The following is a 15,766-nucleotide window of genomic DNA, read 5'->3' as shown; positions in this document are numbered from 1 at the left end:
GCACCTATTCCGCTCTATCGGAGCCGCCAGCCCTCACGCATTTCCCGGATAGTTCGGGCTCTCCCTCGTGATCGTCACATCATGCGTGTGGCTCTCGCGCAGGCCCGCATTGGTGATGCGTACGAATGTCGCCTTCTCGCGGAATTCCTGCAGGTTCTTCGCCCCGACATAGCCCATGGAGGCGCGGAGGCCACCGGCGAGCTGGTGCAGCACGCCTGCAACCGGCCCCTTATAGGCCACCTGCCCCTCGATGCCTTCAGGGACCAGCTTCAGCTCATCGCGCACTTCGGCCTGGAAATAACGGTCCGCCGAGCCGCGCGCCATGGCGCCGACGGAGCCCATGCCGCGATAGGCCTTGAAGGAGCGGCCCTGATGGAGATAGACCTCGCCGGGGCTTTCCTCGGTGCCTGCCAGCAGCGAGCCCGCCATGGCGGCGGCGGCGCCCGCCGCAAGGGCCTTGGCGAAATCGCCTGAGAATTTGATGCCGCCATCGGCAATGACGGGTACGCCGGATTTATGCGCCGCTTCCACTGCCGACATGATGGCCGAAAGCTGCGGCACGCCGACGCCCGCGACGATGCGCGTGGTGCAGATGGAGCCTGGCCCGATGCCGACCTTGACGGCGTCCGCGCCCGCGTCGATCAGGGCCCGGGTGCCCTCGGCCGTCGCGACATTGCCGGCGATGATCCGCACGGCGTTGGAAAGCTTCTTTGCCCGCGTCACCGCGTCGAGCACGCGCTGCGAATGGCCATGGGCGGTGTCGATGACGAGGACGTCGACGCCCGCATCGATCAGCCGCTCGGCGCGCTCGAAGCCGTCGTCGCCGACGCTGGAAGCTGCCGCAACGCGCAGACGGCCTTGCGCGTCCTTAGCGGCGTTGGGGTTCAACTGCGACTTCTCGATGTCCTTGACGGTGATGAGGCCGACGCAGCGGCCTTCATTGTCGACGACCAGCAGCTTCTCGATGCGGTGCTGATGGAGCAGGCGCTTGGCTTCCTCCTGCTCGACATTCTCACGCACGGTGATGAGCCTCTCGCGCGTCATCAGCTCGTGGATCTTCTGCTTCGGATCGGAGGCGAAGCGCACGTCGCGGTTGGTGAGGATGCCGACGAGACGGCCCGGACGGCTGGCGCTGCCCTCGACGACGGGAATGCCGGAAATGCCATGGGCGCGCATCAGCGCCTGCGCCTCGGCCAGCGTCGCGTCGGGGCCGATGGTGACGGGGTTCACCACCATGCCGGACTCGAATTTCTTGACCTGCCGCACTTCCTCCGCCTGCCGTTCCGGCGAAAGATTGCGGTGGATGACGCCGATGCCGCCCGCCTGCGCCATGGCGATGGCAAGGCGCGACTCCGTAACCGTATCCATGGCGGCGGAAAGGAGCGGCAGGTTCAGTTCGATATCCGGCGCGATCATGGTGCGGATATCGGTCTGCCCCGGCATCACCTCGGAATGGCCGGGCTGCAACAGCACGTCATCGAAGGTGAGAGCGAGGGCTCCGGTGGGGGATTCAATGATGCGCGCCATGTGCCAATTCCCTTAAAATGATGAAAACGCCGCTCCCGGTTCCGGGGCGACGAGTTCGTGGTGCTTCATTTGGATTGGCACGGGCTGGTAACATGGATATGTCCAGATGGGAAGGGCCGAAAACACAATATATTGTTTTCATTCACCCCATCCGTGTTAAACCGGGGATGGAGCGAACTTGAGTTTTGGTCGCTCAAAGCGTTCTGACCCGTTGTTGGGATGGAAATGTCGAGGCATGGATTCCTGTGACAAGCACAGGAATGACGGCGGTTTGGCCGTCGTCGCCAATCTGGCGCCTCGCGGCGTGATCTGCGGTCATGGTGGGTATACCGTTCTCACCTCGTCATTCCTGTGCTTGTCACAGGAATCCATGCCTCGACGGCAGTCCCCGCCGTTACGCTGGAGGGCGCGCGCATTGTTTCCGGCCTAAAACGACGGGTTCTGGAAATGTGACTTGAAACAAGAGGTTATTGATCCGTGCATCCCGCCTATAGACGCGTGCTCAGACGTTCTCATGTCATCTGGACGCCCCGGTTGTGGAAACCCCGGCTGGTGTTCTGGGCGGGCGCGCTGGCGATCGGCTGCATCAGTGTCGCCTTCGCCTATGCGGCGGATCAGGCGCAGGAGCTGTTCCATGGCATCACCACCGGCGGCGGCTGGCATCGATGGCTGCCATTGATCATTACGCCTGTCGGCTTCGTGTTCTGCGCCTTCATGGCCCATCGCTATTTTCCCAATTCCGAGGGCAGCGGCATTCCGCAGGCCATCGCGGCGCGGCACCTGACCAATGACGAGGACCGCGAGGGACTGCTCTCGCTGCGCATGACGCTGGGCAAGATTTTCCTCACCATTGTTGGGCTTTTTTCAGGCGCATCGATAGGCCGCGAGGGGCCGACGGTGCAGGTGGGCGCGTCGATCATGCTGCTTTCGGCCAAGATCGGCGGCATGGAGCAGGCGCGCGGGCTGATTCTCGCCGGGTCGGCGGCGGGCATCGCGGCGGCGTTCAACGCGCCGCTCGCGGGCATCGTCTTCGCCATCGAGGAGATGGGTCGCGCCTATGCCGCGCGCACCAACGGGCTGGTGGTTTCCGCCGTCATCCTCGCCGGTCTCGCCTCGCTTGGGTTAGTGGGCAACTACACCTATTTCGGCACTACCAGCGTGACGACTTCAGGCGGCGAAGATTGGGCGCTGGTGTTCGTGTGCGGCGCCGTGGGCGGGCTGGTCGGGGCGATCTTCAGCGCCGCCGTGCTTTATGCGGCGCGGCGCATCAAGCGGCTGATCCAGCCATGGCCGCTCGGACGCATCATGATGATCGCCGCTGCCTGCGGCCTCGCCGTGGCGCTGATCGGCGTCGTCTCAGGCGGCGAAACCTTCGGCACCGGGTATGACCAGGCCAGAAGCGCCATCGAGGGCGCGTCGCTGCCGCCGCTCTTCTTCCTCGGCAAGTTCCTGGCCGGACTGCTCTCGACGATCTCAGGCATTCCCGGGGGCATTTTCGCGCCGTCGCTGGCGGTCGGAGCGGGCCTCGGCTCGTCGCTCGGCCTCCTCTTCGGCGCCAATGCAAGCCTTGCCGCCGTGCTCGGCATGGCCGGCTATTTCGCGGGCGTGGTGCAGGCGCCGATGACCGCCTTCGTCATCATCCTCGAAATGACGGGCAACCACAATAACGTCATCCCGCTGATGTGCGCCTCGATGATCGGCTATGGCGCGGCGCGGCTCATCTCGCACGAGCCGCTCTATCATGGGCTGTCGCGCGGATATTTGGCGGATGCGCTGCGGAAGCGGCGGGCGCGGGAGAAGGAACGGGAAGCGGCAGTGAGGGAGTAGAAGCTCGCGCCCTCCTTCCCCCTTGCGGGGAAGGTGCCCCCGTTAGCGGGCGGATGGGGGTGGCGACGTTTGCGCTAGGGTTTTCGAAGTAAGCGCAAACGTCACCACCCCCACCCGACCCTTCGGGCCACCCTCCCCGCAAGGGGGAGGGAGGGCGCGAACTCGCTTCCCTATATCTCGAACTGATAGCTCACCGGCACGAAGCGATACCCCACATCCAGCTTTTCCACATACCCCACCGCCGGAAACGGCATGTGGTAGCCGATGAACGGCAGGCGGTCGGTGGCGATCATGTCGAACACGCGCTTGCGGGTGTTGGCGGCGCGGTCCTTGTCGATGTCGAAGGCGACGTGCCAGTCGGGACGCTGCAGCGAGGCGACAAAGTGGTTTGCCGTGTCCGCGGTCAGGATCAGCTGCTTGCCGCCCGATTCCAGGCGGAAGATCATGTGGCCCGGCGTGTGGCCGGAGGCGTCCTCGCTGGTAATGCCCGCCACGACGGCATCGCCCGGCTTGATGAAGCTGGTCTTTTCCGCCAGCGGCACGACCTTTGCCTTGACGATCTTGGCATTGCCCTCGGCGGGTGTGCCGGTGCGGTCGGGGCTGGTCCAGAAATCATATTCGGCCTCACCCACGACATAGCGGGCATTGGGAAAAGCCGGGTTCTCCCCTTCCGTCAGGCCGCCGATATGGTCGCCATGCAGATGCGTCAGCACGACGAGGCTGACCTGATCGGGCGAATAGCCTGACGCCTTCATGGTCGCGGCGAGTTGGCCGAGGCCGTTGGCGCGGCCCCCTTCCCCAAAGCCGGTGTCGAACAGCACGAGATCAGAGCCGGTATTGACCAGCACCGGCGTGAAGCCGTTGACATATTTCGTCTCGGGCAGGAAGTTCTGCCGCATCAGCCCAGCCATCGCCTCCTGGCTTTGATTGGCGCCGAAGGTCGGATACGGCCCGTCGCCGGGGCGAAGGCCGTCCAGAATGGCCGTCACTTCGAAATCGCCCAGCTTGAAGCGGCTGAAGCGCGCGGGCTTCGCGTCGGAAAACGGTACGGCGGCCTCCGCCGCGCGGATCATGATTTGCGGCGAAGCCAGGCCGCCCGCGATAACAGCGGATGCCTGGAACAGAGCGCGGCGGGAAATCGTTGCAGACTGCATGCACTCACTCTCCTGTTCCCTTGGGGTTATCGGTCTTTGCCGGGCATTGCGTCACCCAAGCCCCTGCCTTTAGACCCTGTTAACAGGAATAACACATGCTTGGTGACAATAGAACAATGGGTTGTTTTGGAAAGTATCAACCGATTGTGAGATGAAACAGGGCAGGATAGGCGTAGATAGGCGCACGCGCGCGGGCAGCGCAATATCCCGCCTTTTGTCTCCGCCATGATTGGATTTCAATCGTGAACCGTATCATACCCCTCGTGCTGGCCGTCGCCCTGTTCATGGAGCAGATGGATTCGAGCATCATTTCCACCTCGCTCCCGGCCATCGCGGCAGACATCGGCACGAGCCCCATCGCGCTGAAGCTGGCCTTCACCGCCTATCTCGTCGCGCTCGCCGTGTTCATCCCGGTCAGCGGCTGGATGGCCGACCGTTTCGGCGCGAAGAACGTCTTCCGCGCGGCGATTGCCGTCTTCGTCGTCGGCTCCGTGGCCTGCGCGATTTCGAATTCGCTCTTCGCTTTCGTCGTGTCGCGCTTTCTGCAGGGCATGGGCGGCGCGATGATGACGCCGGTGGGGCGGCTGGTGCTGGTGCGCTCGACGCCGCGCCACGAGCTCGTCTCGGCCATGGCCTGGCTCACCATTCCCGCGCTTGTCGGCCCGCTGATCGGCGCGCCGGTCGGCGGTTTCATCACCACCTATTTCAGCTGGCACTGGATCTTCCTCATCAATGTGCCCATCGGGTTTCTCGGCATCTGGTTTGCAACCCGCGTGCTGCCCGATGACACGGAGCGGTCGCTCCGGCCGCTCGACTGGCCGGGGTTCTTCCTTTCCGGCATCGGCATGTCGGCCATCATCTTCGGGCTTTCCGTGGTGAGCATGCCCTATATGCCCCCGATCATCGGCATCGTCACGATCGCTATTGGGTTCGTGTCCAGCATTCTCTATGTGTGGCACGCGAAGCGGACGCCCAATCCGCTGCTCGATCTTTCGCTGTTCAGGAACGAGGTGTTCAAGACCGCCGTCATCGGCGGCAGCATCTTCCGGCTCGGCGTCGGCGCCATGCCGTTTCTCCTGCCGATGATGTTCCAGATCGGATTCGGCCTCGACCCATTCCAGTCGGGCACGGTCACATTCGTCATCGCCGTCGGCGCGATGACCATGAAATTCGGCGTAAACCGCATCTTCACCCGTTTCGGCTTCCGCCGCATCCTCATCATCGGCTCGCTGGCTTCAGCGGCGCTGATGGCGGTGAACGGCCTCTTCACGCCGCTGACGCCCTATACACTGATCATGCCGCTGCTGCTCGTCAGCGGCATCATCCGCTCGCTGTTCTTCACCGGGGTCAACGCCCTCGCCTTCGCCGAAATTCCCGACACGCAGACCAGCCAGGCGACGCCCATCACCTCGGTGGCGCAGCAGATCTCGATCGCGCTCGGCGTTGCGCTCGCAGGCGTGGTGCTCGAGCTCAGCACCGCGGTCCATGGCGGGCCATTGCAGTTGGAAGACTTTCACATCGCGTTTTTCGTGGTGGCCTTCGCCTCGGCGCTCTCCTTCTTCTTCTTCGTCAGGCTCGCGCCTGATGCAGGTCGCGAACTGCACAAGAGGATTGAAAAAAGCGAGGCAGGCGATGCGGCGGTGGGGAAGTGACACTTTTTGCCGCATGATCTTGACCGAAAAGTCTGCAACTTTTTGCTGACGCTGACCTTCGGTTCGCAATCATGCTGGCTCAAGCTGCGCGGGCAGCTAGCGTAATGTCGATCCGCACTTCGTTGTAGGGCAGGATTACCCCGCCTTCTGGAGCGCGGTCGATCAATCCGCACGTACGCATGGCGTCGAGATCGGTATGGACGCCTTTGAAATCACGGCCGACCAGACGAGCCACTTCGCGCATTGACAGCGCGCCCTTGCCCTTCATCGCATTAAGGATATCAATCCGTTTCGGCGTGAGCGTGCGGTGCAAATCTTCGTAGGTGAGGAAGGTATAAAGCGCCTCTTTTGCTTCCACACCCGCTTTCACGGCGCGTATGGTTTGGGCAATAACCTCCTCGAATGATTCGACTCTGATCCTAAGGGTCTTCATGTCCTCATCCTTCCTACTTCCGTATAGAAGTCATATAGCAGTGTATCGATATCGACGAAGTGATACGGAAATTGCTTTCTCCCAATGTGCTTATGATCGCCTTTCCTAGCCTCGTTGTCGTACCGCATCACGCATTCATCCGACACGACATAGGCAAGGCGGTATTTGTAATTATGCGTCGATCCGGCAACAGGCTTCGGCAGTGCGAATACCGACAACTCAATAAACGAGCCGTCGGAAAATCTGATCCGTTCGTCTATTATTTCTATCGCTTCCCCCATACAGAGCAGACTACATCAGCCCCGTGATGTAGTCAACTCCATCACCCCTTGAACTCCCGCGCCAGCAAATAGAGCTCCACCGACTCCGCGCGGGATGCCGGAGGCTTCACATGATGGACGGAGCGGAAGTTCTGTTTTAGAAGCGTCAGAAGCTCGTTTTCCGTGCCGCCCTGGAAGGTCTTGGTCAGGAAATGGCCGCCGGGCTTCAGTACCGAAATGGCGAAATCGGCGGCGACTTCGCATAGGTGCGCGGTGCGCAAATGGTCGGTGCGGCGGTGGCCGGTGGTGGGGGCGGCCATGTCGGAAAGGACCACGTCGGGCTGTCCGCCCAGCGCTTCGATCAGCTTTTCCGGCGCTTGCTCATCGAGAAAGTCCATCTTCAGCAGGGTGACGCCGGGCAAGGGATCGACATCGAGATAATCGATGCCGACGACATGCGGGTCCTGGTCGGTCGAGCCGACGATCCGGGCCGCGATCTGGCTCCAGCCGCCGGGCGCGGCGCCGAGATCGATGATCTTCTGGCCCTTTTTCAGAATATGATAGCGCTCGTCGATCTCGATCAGCTTGAAGGCCGCGCGGGAGCGGTAACCTTCCTGCTTCGACTTTTGCACGTAAGGATCGTTCATGTGCCGCTCGAGCCAGCGGCGCGAGGATTCCTTGATCGTTCCCGGCTTCTTCTTGACGCGCGTATAGAGGCCGCGCGTACCTGCGCCGCCCCGGCCCCCGGCTTTGGTGCCGCCTGGTTTTTTCATGAATGCCTGCCATTGGTCCGGTTATGGTCGCGCCAGGCGCCATCCCGCGACATCAGTTCCGTCAATATTCCCTCGCGCAACCCCCTGTCGGCAACCCGCAGCTTCCGGCTTGGCCAGACATTGCGGATGGCATCGAGGATGGCGCAGCCCGCCAGCACCAGATCGGCCCGGTCCGCGCCGATACAGGGATTGGCGACGCGCGCGTCGAAATCCCAGGAAAGGAGCCGGCTCGTCATGCTGGTCACATCGTCCTGATCCATCCACATGCCGTCGATGCGCCTGCGGTCATACCGCTGGAGCCCCAGATGAATGCCGGCGAGGGTCGTTACCGTCCCCGAGGTGCCGATGAGGTGGAAGCGCGGGCTTTTCGCCAGATCCCCCAGCTTGTGCCGGTCGGAGAAGGCCTCGATCATTTCCGCGACATGGGCCACCATGGCGGCGAAGCTCTCGCGCGTAACCACCCGCCCGCCGAAGCGTTCGGCCAGCGTGACCACGCCGATGGGCAGCGAGGTCCAGGCGATGATATGCTCCGCCAGCCGCGGCGAGCGGCGGCGCGAGACATCGATAAGCGCGATTTCCGACGAGCCGCCGCCGATATCGAAGAGCACGATGGCCTCCGCATCGCGGTCCACCAGCGTGCCGCAGCCGGACACGGCGAGGCGCGCCTCGGTCTGCCGGTCGACGATTTCGAGCTCCAGCCCGGTTTCCTCCCGGACGCGGCCCAGAAATTCCGCACCATTTGCCGCCGAACGGCAGGCCTCTGTGGCGATCAGCCGGGATTTGCGGACCGTTTTCGACGCAAGCTTGTCGCGGCAGATTTTCAGCGCTTCGACGGCGCGATCCATGGCCCTGTCGCTCAAGCGGCCTGTCGAGCCGAGCCCCTCCCCCAGCCGGACGATGCGCGAGAAGGCATCGACGACCCGGAACTGGCCGGGCCGGGTCGGCGAGGCAATGAGAAGGCGGCAATTGTTGGTGCCAAGGTCCAATGCCGCATAGAGCGGCGAGGTTTCCGCACCGGAAACGCCGCGCGGGCGCGGGTCGGCTTGCGGGCTGGCGGGCCGCGCCGGGGCGACCCGTTTCTCCGATGCGGCGTTGAGCGGTGCAGCAGCAACGCGGCCCTGCCTGCCGCGCTTCGAGCGGCGGCGGTGGGAGGACTTCGGCGCAGCAGGCCTGGCAGGCGCGGGCTCCGCGGCGGCAGCCAGGGCCGCGCTTCCCCGCGACTTCGCCTTGCCGCGCCGGCGGCGGCGCGCGCGTTTCTTCTGCTCTGGATCCGGGCGCCCCGAATCGGCAACCTCTCTCGGTTCTGCCGATGCGGCTACGGGCCTGCGGTGTTCCCGCTTGCCGCTTCTGGCGAAATTGCGCGCCTCATCACGCGCGCCATTCCCGCCGGACGCCCCGTCGCGCGGCTCTGCAGCCGCCTCCTCGTCGGGGTTCTTCAAGGTCTTGTCCTTCACAGGCGCCGCGCGAAACCGCTAGGCACGCAGGCGGGCGCTGTCAGTCTTCATGTTGAGACCAATGTAACAGCGCTTTGTAAAATAACCAAGACCTTCGCAGGTCTTATCTCTTAACCGACCTCGCCAGAAAATAGCCGGCCCAAGCAGCGGCAAGTGAGAGAAACAGCACAAGCACGAGATAACCAACCGCCCGCACGGGCTCGCCCTGGTGTAAAAGCAAAAACGTATCGAGGCTCATTGTGGAAAAGGTGGTGAAACCGCCGCATATGCCGCCCATCACGAATTGCCGCGCCGCTGTTCCCGCAGGCCAACGACCGTTAGGCCCGGTGCTGGCGGCGAAGAGCGTGATGACAAAAGAGCCTAGGATATTGACGAAGGCGGTCGCCCAGAGGGCGCCCAGCCCAAATTCCGAAAACAGCAGCCCTGAAGCAAAACGCAGCAGCGCGCCGAGACCCGCGCCGCAACCGACTACGAGGTGGAGCCTGCCCGTCACGGATGAAAGACTTTTCATTACTTCCTCATCCGGCAAGTGCGAATCCGGCAGCCGCCGCGACGACGCTAAAAATGGCGGACATGGCGACATAGATGAATGCCGGCCGCGTCTCACCCTTGAGGCACATGTCCACGCTTTGCAGCGCGAAGGAGGAAACAGTGGTATAACCGCCGAGCACTCCCACCATGACAAACGCGCGGAACATCTCACTTGCAAAAACGCCGCCGGCGGAATGTGAGAGCCCGGCAACAGCCCCGGCAAGAAACGCGCCGCTTATATTCACGGCTAACGTACCCCATTGAAACGCCCTCCCCGTTTGGCCGTCAACGAAACGGGAAAGGGCGAATCGGGCGACGCCGCCGACAAAGCCGCCGGCCAATACGAGAAAACAGGCTGCAACGCTCAACGAACAGTTCCGCCTTTCCACGGCTGAAAGAAAATAGAGCTTGATTTGCTAACATCCCCTGCGGGTCGAGAACAGGCGGGTTTTCATGGGCCTTACCCAATATTTCATCAATCGGAATTCGGGGCTTGATTGAACTGGCAAATATGCTAGAAGGCGGCACCGAACGAAAGCGCGCTCACCGAAGCTTCGTATGAAGCTGAAGCAACACTTTCGCTCTTGGTTCCAAAGCGTTGGAAACTTACGTTTTGGGGGATAGTTTAAGGGTAGAACAGCGGACTCTGACTCCGTTAGTCTTGGTTCGAATCCAGGTCCCCCAGCCAACGGTGATTTTTTAATAAAATCAACGACTTGGGAAACGAGCCGCTTGCGGCCCATATGGCCGAAGCAAGTTATGTTTCCTCAGCCTGCCGCCTCCTTCTGCGAAATCATATAGGCGCAGCGGCGCGCTCCTTTCAGGAGATGCTCGACGCGGCGCACCTCGACAGCGGGGCCGAGGGCACTCTGGAATATGCTGAGCTCCGAGCTGCATAATTTCTGACAAGCCGTCGCCGCAACGCAGATCGGGCAGTGGTTTTCGACCAGCAGAATGCTGCCGTCTTCCATCGCAATCGCCTCGGCCATGTAGCCTTCGGCGGAGCGGATCCGCGCCAGTTCCTCCACCTTTTCGGTGAGCGTACCGAACGGTGCCAGGCCTTCTCTATAGGTGGCGAGCGTTGCGGTTTCCCGATGCGAGATCAGCCGGTCCAGGCCTTCATTGCCGAAAACCGCCTTTATCGAAGCCAGGAGTTCGACCGTCATCCCTGAGTGATTGTCGGGGAACTGCCGGTTGGCCGTATCCGTCAGGTGCCAGAACCGTTTCGGCCTGCCGACGCTCTCGCGGCTGTCCTCAAAGTCCACAAGCCCCGCTTCGTGAAGCCGCCCCAGCATCTGGCGCACCGCGACCGGCGTGATCGAGAGTTTCTCCGCAAGGGAAGCCGCCATCTGCGGGCCAGACACTTTCAGCGAATAGAGCATGCGGTTTGTGGTGCGATCCTGCATGGGGCCGTTATAAGCGCGGGGAATTAAAAAAGCCATTGCTTTTTATATTCGCGGGAATATAGAAACGTTCACATTATCAAATCGAGGATATTCCCATGATCGAGTCGACCGAAGCCAGCGATGCGCGCTGGTCCGAGCTTCTGACGCCGCGCTATTCCGCTGCGACGACGACGCTGTGCCTTGGCGTCGCTCTTTTCGCCTTCAACGGGTTTCTGGTGTCCACCTCGCTGCCGACAGCGGTGACCGAAATCGGCGGGGTAGCGCTGATTTCCTGGGCTTTCACGCTCTATCTGGTGCTTTCCATCGTCGGCGGCTCGGCGGCAGCGCTGCTGAAGGGGCGGCTCGGGGCGCGCAATGCGCTGGTCGGCTCGGCGCTGCTCTTCCTCCTGGGAACGCTGATCGCCGCCTTCGCCTCCTCGATGACCGAAGTGCTGATCGGGCGGGCCTTGCAGGGGCTCGGCGAAGGGATCATCGCCGCGATCTGCTATGCGCTGATACCGGAGCTGTTTCCGTCGCGCCTTGTCGCCAAGGTGTTCGGCGCGGAGGCGGTGGTCTGGGCCATCGCAGCCTTCGGCGGGCCGCTGGTGTCGGGCATGCTGACGGAGCATCTGTCCTGGCGCGCCGCCTTCCTCGTCAATGTGCCGCTGTCGCTGCTCTTCATCGGCCTCACCTTGCGCATCGTGCCGCGTTCCGACGCCCGGATGCCCAGCGCGTTCGTTCCGTTCGTCCGGCTCGGGGCGATCGGGGGCGGCATCATGCTCGTCGCATTTGCGGGCATCGTGGAGGCGATGGCGACACAGGCGCTCTTCGTTGCCGGCGCGGCGGTGACGCTGATTTGCGTCACGGTTTTTGATCGGCGCAGCGCGGCGCCGCTCTTTCCCTCCGATGCGTTTTCGCTGAATTCCACTGTCGGTATCGGCCTATGGATCGTCCTGCTCATGCCCGTGGCTCAAGCCGTTACCTCGGTCTATCTGGTGATGACGCTGCAGAATCTCTGGGGCTATAAGCCGACCTTGGCGGGCGCGTTCCATGCGACCTTCGCCATCGCCTGGAGCCTTCTGGCCATCCTCGTCGCCAATATCATGAGCCCGCATTATCGCGCATGGCTGATCCGCCTCGGGCCGACGCTGCTCGTCGCCGGGCTCGCCATCATCGTCGCGGGCTTCCGAATGGATGTGCCACTGATCGTCATGGCCGGGCAGATCGCCATCGGCGCCGGCTTCGGCGTGAGCTGGGGGTTTCTCAGCCAGACGATCATGGAATCGGCGCCCGATGCCGAGCGCGACCGGGCTTCAGCGCTGCTGCCGACCTTGCAATCGGCGGGCTACGCCATCGGCGCCGCAATCGCGGGGCTGACGGCCAATGCCGCCGGATATCCGCAGGCGGCAACGCCGGAGGCCCTGCGGGACGCGACGATCACGGTGTTCCTGGTCTTCACCGTTATCGGCCTGGGCGCGCTCATCGCCGGCTATGCCCTGCCCCTTGGCAAACGGCGGGTGCCGTCGCTCGGCAGAACCGAAAGTTGATGATCAATAAAAAACGTCATTCTCCAATGATATTCTTTCGCTTAATCTCTCAAAATTCGCTGGGGAGGTTAGGCGCGCATCATGGCGAAGAATATCGTCATTCTCTTCGACGGAACTTCGAATGAAATCTCCGCCGACCGCACCAATGTGCTGCGTCTTTACGGCATGCTGGAGAAGAGCGCGCGGCAGCTCGTCTATTACGATCCCGGCGTCGGCACCATCGGCCCGCAGAATGCGTGGCTCCGGTTCTGGCGCAAGACGGGCGAAATCTGGGGCATGGCGACGGGCTGGGGCCTCGATCAGAATGTGAAAGACGCCTATCGCTTTCTGGTCGAGAATTATGAGAAAGGGCCCCGGACAGGAGACGGGACGCGCGAGCGGGACAAGATCTATCTCTTCGGCTTCAGCCGGGGCGCCTATAGCGCGCGGGTGCTGGCCGGTTTCATCCACACGATCGGCCTCATCAAGAAGGAAAATCTCAACCTTCTCGATTATGCCTATCGCGCCTATACGCGCATCGGCGACAGGGAGGTGGACAGTTTCGCCGAGGTGCGGCTCTATGAGCGCATTCTCAATCCGGACCATCCGCCTATCCGCCTGCTCGGCCTTTTCGACACGGTCGCCTCGGTGATCGAGAGCGGGCCGTATCTGCCGCGCCTGAGCTCGCAGGCCTTCACCCAGAAGAACCCGAGCGTCGAAGCGGTCCGTCACGCCGTATCGATGGACGAGCGGCGCACCATGTTCCGCCCGCTATTGTGGACCAAGGGCGAGGATTATTGGGGCAACCCTTTCAACCGCGCCGCCGCCCGACCGCAGGATGTGCGCGAGGTCTGGTTCCGCGGCATCCATGACGATGTCGGGGGCGGTTATCCGGAAGCCGAAAGCGGGCTGCCGAAGGTCTCGCTCCAATGGATGTTCGATGAAACGAAAACGATGGGGCTCCATTACCGGATGCCATCGGTCGTTGACCTTCTGGGACAAAACCCCGCCAAAAAGCACTATATACCGCCGAACCCGCTCGCGCCGATCCACCAGAATATAAACTGGGCGTGGGCGATCCTCGAACTCATCCCCTGCCGCCGCCCGGAGGGGAGCAAAAGACGGGCGCTGTTCGGCTTCGTTCTTCCCCTCTTCCAATGGCGCGTCATCCCTGACAATGCCGTTCTCCACGCATCCGTGCTGGAACGGGCGAAGCTATTAGGGGACCTGCCGCCCAATATGCCCTCGGTTTATCAAGTGGAGGGGGAGCCCGTCAAAATTCCTTCATCGGCTCTTCCGAAGGAAAAGAAAAAGGTGCCAAGCCGCGAGGCCGCCCCTGCCCGCCCCCGCGCGCGTAGAAAAGGTAGCCCGGAAGTTCAGTAAGCGGAAGTGCGCTCCCGGAACATTCGCCTCCTTCGCGGGTTTCACACATTATTTACAATTTTCACAATCCTGTGTCCTGCGCTGTCTTAAGGCTTGCGCAGCTGATAACGGCTTGTTACATTATGTAACCGTTCGCTAAATCGCGTCGGACTTGGGCGGGGGCCCAGTTGCCGCGGCATCGCCGGAACAGGCGGTGCGAAGATTCACTGAGATAGGGCGCTTGCGCAGTCGATAGGCGCAACGCACTAGGAGGTTGAAATGAGCGAGATAACGAAAACCGCCATTTTCTATTCGATGATGATCATCACGCTCAACATGGCGCTCGCCATCGGCGTGATGGGGCACGACATTCTCCTGCCCTGAAAGTTTCGGGGAGTGAGGGAATAGGTGAGCAGGGACAGGCTGCCCTGTTTTCTTAGTCCCTTGTTCTCCTCGGCCTTTTAGATGCCTTTCGTCTTTGCGGACTGTCTTAGAACCATCTGCACCGCTGTGGTTATGGAGCGGGTGAGGTATGGATTCCTGTGACAAGCACAGGAATGACGGCAGGTTTGCTGTTGGGCAGCCATCCCTCTACCCTTCCGCTTCGCGGGAACGGTTGTTCCGGGGCGGAACACCATCTCCATCCCGTCATTCCTGTGCTTGTCACAGGAATCCATGCCTCACCCGCGCCGCTACCACGACGGTTCCGAATGGAATCCAAGCAATTCCATCAAAGTATGAGCGGCCCTAAATCCGCGCTTCCGTCTTCGGGTCGAAGAACACCGCCTTATCCAGATTGAAGGCAAGGCGGGCGGTCTGGCCTACGGCGATATTGGCGTCGGCGCGCAGGCGGGCCACCACGGGCTTGCCGCCCAGATGGGTGACCGCGAACGTATCCGAGCCGGCGGGTTCCACAACTTCGATCAGGCAATCGCCTTCCGCCAGCGAATGCGCCTTGCGGTCCGCGCCATCTGGGTCGGTCAGCGCTTCCGGGCGGATGCCGAAGACCACATCCTTGCCCTTATAGGCGGCGAGCTTCTTGCTGGCGCCGTTGACTGGCAGGGACAGGCGCTCGCCATTGGGGCGGTCGAGCGAGACGCTGAGGCCGGTCGGGCCATCCTCGAGCTTCGCCGTCAAGAGGTTCATCGCGGGGGAGCCCATGAAATCGGCGACGAATATATTGGCGGGGCTGTTATAGATTTCCGCCGGCGTGCCGAACTGCTGCAGCACACCATCCTTCAGCACCGCGATCTTGGTGGCGAGCGTCATGGCCTCGATCTGGTCGTGCGTGACATAGACGATGGTCGTCTTCATGCGGTGGTGCAGGCGCTTGATCTCGGTGCGCATGTCGACGCGCAGCTTGGCGTCGAGGTTGGAGAGCGGCTCGTCGAACAGGAAGACCTGCGGATTGCGCACCAGCGCCCGGCCCATGGCGACGCGCTGGCGCTGGCCGCCGGAAAGCTGGCTCGGCTTGCGGTCGAGCAGATGGGCGATCTGCAGCGTCTCGGCCACAGACTTGATCGCCTTCTCGCGCTCCTCCTTCGGCACGCCGCGGATTTCCATGCCGAAGCCGATATTTCCGGCGACGGTCATGTTCGGATAAAGCGCGTAGGACTGAAACACCATGGCGATATCGCGCTGCGAGGGATGCAGCCCGGCAATCGACTTACCGTTGATCGAGATATCGCCCGAGGTGATCGGCTCAAGCCCGGCAATGCAGTTGAGCAGCGTGGACTTGCCGCAGCCGGAGGGGCCGACGAGGACGAGGAAACCGCCCTCCTCGATCTCGATATTGATGTCCTTCAGGACCGGCACGTTGCCGTAGTTCTTGTGGAGGTTCTTGATGGCCAGAAACGACTTTGCGGACGACATGGGCTTGTCT

14 protein-coding genes and 1 tRNA gene are annotated in these 15,766 nt (G+C 62.2%); 5 read left to right on the top strand and 10 right to left on the bottom strand.

From position 1 onward, the window contains the following. Positions 1-33: 33 nt before the first annotated feature. Positions 34-1,527, bottom strand: a complete 1,494-nt coding sequence (gene guaB / locus ACOWVG_RS01200) for an IMP dehydrogenase (protein WP_420959618.1) — start codon at positions 1,525-1,527, stop codon at positions 34-36. A gap of 477 nt (positions 1,528-2,004) precedes the next feature. Between guaB and ACOWVG_RS01195 the strand changes: the two genes are divergently transcribed. Continuing rightward, on the top strand, positions 2,005-3,354 hold the full coding sequence (locus tag ACOWVG_RS01195; protein WP_420959617.1) for a chloride channel protein: 1,350 nt from the start codon (positions 2,005-2,007) through the stop codon (positions 3,352-3,354). A 170-nt stretch (positions 3,355-3,524) separates the two neighbouring features. Here ACOWVG_RS01195 and ACOWVG_RS01190 read toward each other — a convergent pair whose 3' ends face one another. Beyond that, on the bottom strand, positions 3,525-4,508 hold the full coding sequence (locus tag ACOWVG_RS01190; protein ID WP_420959616.1) for an MBL fold metallo-hydrolase: 984 nt from the start codon (positions 4,506-4,508) through the stop codon (positions 3,525-3,527). A 242-nt stretch (positions 4,509-4,750) separates the two neighbouring features. Between ACOWVG_RS01190 and ACOWVG_RS01185 the strand changes: the two genes are divergently transcribed. After that, the gene (locus tag ACOWVG_RS01185; protein ID WP_420959615.1) at positions 4,751-6,160 is read left to right on the top strand and encodes a DHA2 family efflux MFS transporter permease subunit; all 1,410 of its coding nucleotides are present in this window, start codon (positions 4,751-4,753) and stop codon (positions 6,158-6,160) included. A 79-nt stretch (positions 6,161-6,239) separates the two neighbouring features. On the opposite strand, the gene ACOWVG_RS01180 is transcribed toward ACOWVG_RS01185, so the two are convergent. The 6 genes from ACOWVG_RS01180 to crcB form a co-directional block, all read right to left on the bottom strand. Next, the gene (locus ACOWVG_RS01180) at positions 6,240-6,593 is read right to left on the bottom strand and encodes a transcriptional regulator (RefSeq protein WP_420959614.1); all 354 of its coding nucleotides are present in this window, start codon (positions 6,591-6,593) and stop codon (positions 6,240-6,242) included. Beyond that, positions 6,590-6,874 (bottom strand): toxin-antitoxin system TumE family protein, encoded by a 285-nt coding sequence (locus ACOWVG_RS01175; protein WP_420959613.1) that lies wholly within the window; start codon positions 6,872-6,874, stop codon positions 6,590-6,592. Before ACOWVG_RS01175 ends, ACOWVG_RS01180 begins: the two co-directional genes overlap by 4 nt. Positions 6,875-6,915: 41 nt before the next feature. Then, a complete protein-coding gene (locus ACOWVG_RS01170; RefSeq protein ID WP_420959611.1) occupies positions 6,916-7,626 on the bottom strand; it encodes an RlmE family RNA methyltransferase in 711 nt (236 codons plus the stop codon). Continuing rightward, a complete protein-coding gene (locus ACOWVG_RS01165) occupies positions 7,623-9,065 on the bottom strand; it encodes a Ppx/GppA phosphatase family protein (RefSeq protein ID WP_420959609.1) in 1,443 nt (480 codons plus the stop codon). Before ACOWVG_RS01165 ends, ACOWVG_RS01170 begins: the two co-directional genes overlap by 4 nt. A 118-nt stretch (positions 9,066-9,183) precedes the next feature. Next, positions 9,184-9,591, bottom strand: a complete 408-nt coding sequence (locus tag ACOWVG_RS01160; RefSeq protein WP_420959608.1) for a CrcB family protein — start codon at positions 9,589-9,591, stop codon at positions 9,184-9,186. Positions 9,592-9,598: 7 nt separating this feature from the next. Continuing rightward, positions 9,599-9,979, bottom strand: a complete 381-nt coding sequence (crcB, locus tag ACOWVG_RS01155; RefSeq protein ID WP_420959607.1) for a fluoride efflux transporter CrcB — start codon at positions 9,977-9,979, stop codon at positions 9,599-9,601. A gap of 246 nt (positions 9,980-10,225) precedes the next feature. On the opposite strand from crcB, the gene ACOWVG_RS01150 reads away from it, so the two are divergent. Then, a tRNA-Gln gene (locus ACOWVG_RS01150) sits at positions 10,226-10,299 on the top strand. Positions 10,300-10,378: 79 nt separating this feature from the next. Here the strand turns inward: ACOWVG_RS01150 and ACOWVG_RS01145 are convergent. Continuing rightward, positions 10,379-11,017 carry a helix-turn-helix transcriptional regulator gene (locus ACOWVG_RS01145; protein WP_420959606.1) on the bottom strand — a complete coding sequence of 213 codons (639 nt, stop codon included), beginning with the start codon at positions 11,015-11,017 and terminating at the stop codon, positions 10,379-10,381. A 95-nt stretch (positions 11,018-11,112) separates the two neighbouring features. Between ACOWVG_RS01145 and ACOWVG_RS01140 the strand changes: the two genes are divergently transcribed. Next, entirely contained in the window at positions 11,113-12,543 is a 1,431-nt protein-coding gene (locus ACOWVG_RS01140; RefSeq protein ID WP_420959605.1) for an MFS transporter, read from the top strand. An 81-nt stretch (positions 12,544-12,624) separates the two neighbouring features. Beyond that, positions 12,625-13,905 (top strand): DUF2235 domain-containing protein, encoded by a 1,281-nt coding sequence (locus tag ACOWVG_RS01135; protein ID WP_420959604.1) that lies wholly within the window; start codon positions 12,625-12,627, stop codon positions 13,903-13,905. A 726-nt stretch (positions 13,906-14,631) separates the two neighbouring features. Here ACOWVG_RS01135 and ACOWVG_RS01130 read toward each other — a convergent pair. Further along, positions 14,632-15,756 (bottom strand): ABC transporter ATP-binding protein, encoded by a 1,125-nt coding sequence (locus ACOWVG_RS01130; RefSeq protein WP_420959603.1) that lies wholly within the window; start codon positions 15,754-15,756, stop codon positions 14,632-14,634. Between the last annotated feature and the right edge of the window lie 10 nt (positions 15,757-15,766).

Origin of the sequence: Brucella sp. IR073, from assembly GCF_049065735.1 — a bacterium.
GTDB lineage: Bacteria > Pseudomonadota > Alphaproteobacteria > Rhizobiales > Rhizobiaceae > Paramesorhizobium.
Note: the sequence above shows the minus strand (reverse complement) of the source record. Positions and strands in the feature narration are given on the sequence as shown.

What these genes read in the sequence shown, in the direction of transcription:
- guaB (WP_420959618.1), bottom strand. Translation starts at nt 1,527, where the DNA reads ATGGCGCGCATCATTGAATCCCCCACCGGAGCCCTCGCTCTCACCTTC.
- ACOWVG_RS01190 (WP_420959616.1), bottom strand. Translation starts at nt 4,508, where the DNA reads ATGCAGTCTGCAACGATTTCCCGCCGCGCTCTGTTCCAGGCATCCGCT.
- ACOWVG_RS01170 (WP_420959611.1), bottom strand. Translation starts at nt 7,626, where the DNA reads ATGAAAAAACCAGGCGGCACCAAAGCCGGGGGCCGGGGCGGCGCAGGT.
- ACOWVG_RS01175 (WP_420959613.1), bottom strand. Translation starts at nt 6,874, where the DNA reads ATGGGGGAAGCGATAGAAATAATAGACGAACGGATCAGATTTTCCGAC.
- ACOWVG_RS01180 (WP_420959614.1), bottom strand. Translation starts at nt 6,593, where the DNA reads ATGAAGACCCTTAGGATCAGAGTCGAATCATTCGAGGAGGTTATTGCC.
- ACOWVG_RS01160 (WP_420959608.1), bottom strand. Translation starts at nt 9,591, where the DNA reads ATGAAAAGTCTTTCATCCGTGACGGGCAGGCTCCACCTCGTAGTCGGT.
- ACOWVG_RS01140 (WP_420959605.1), top strand. Translation starts at nt 11,113, where the DNA reads ATGATCGAGTCGACCGAAGCCAGCGATGCGCGCTGGTCCGAGCTTCTG.
- ACOWVG_RS01130 (WP_420959603.1), bottom strand. Translation starts at nt 15,756, where the DNA reads ATGTCGTCCGCAAAGTCGTTTCTGGCCATCAAGAACCTCCACAAGAAC.
- ACOWVG_RS01145 (WP_420959606.1), bottom strand. Translation starts at nt 11,017, where the DNA reads ATGCAGGATCGCACCACAAACCGCATGCTCTATTCGCTGAAAGTGTCT.
- ACOWVG_RS01135 (WP_420959604.1), top strand. Translation starts at nt 12,625, where the DNA reads ATGGCGAAGAATATCGTCATTCTCTTCGACGGAACTTCGAATGAAATC.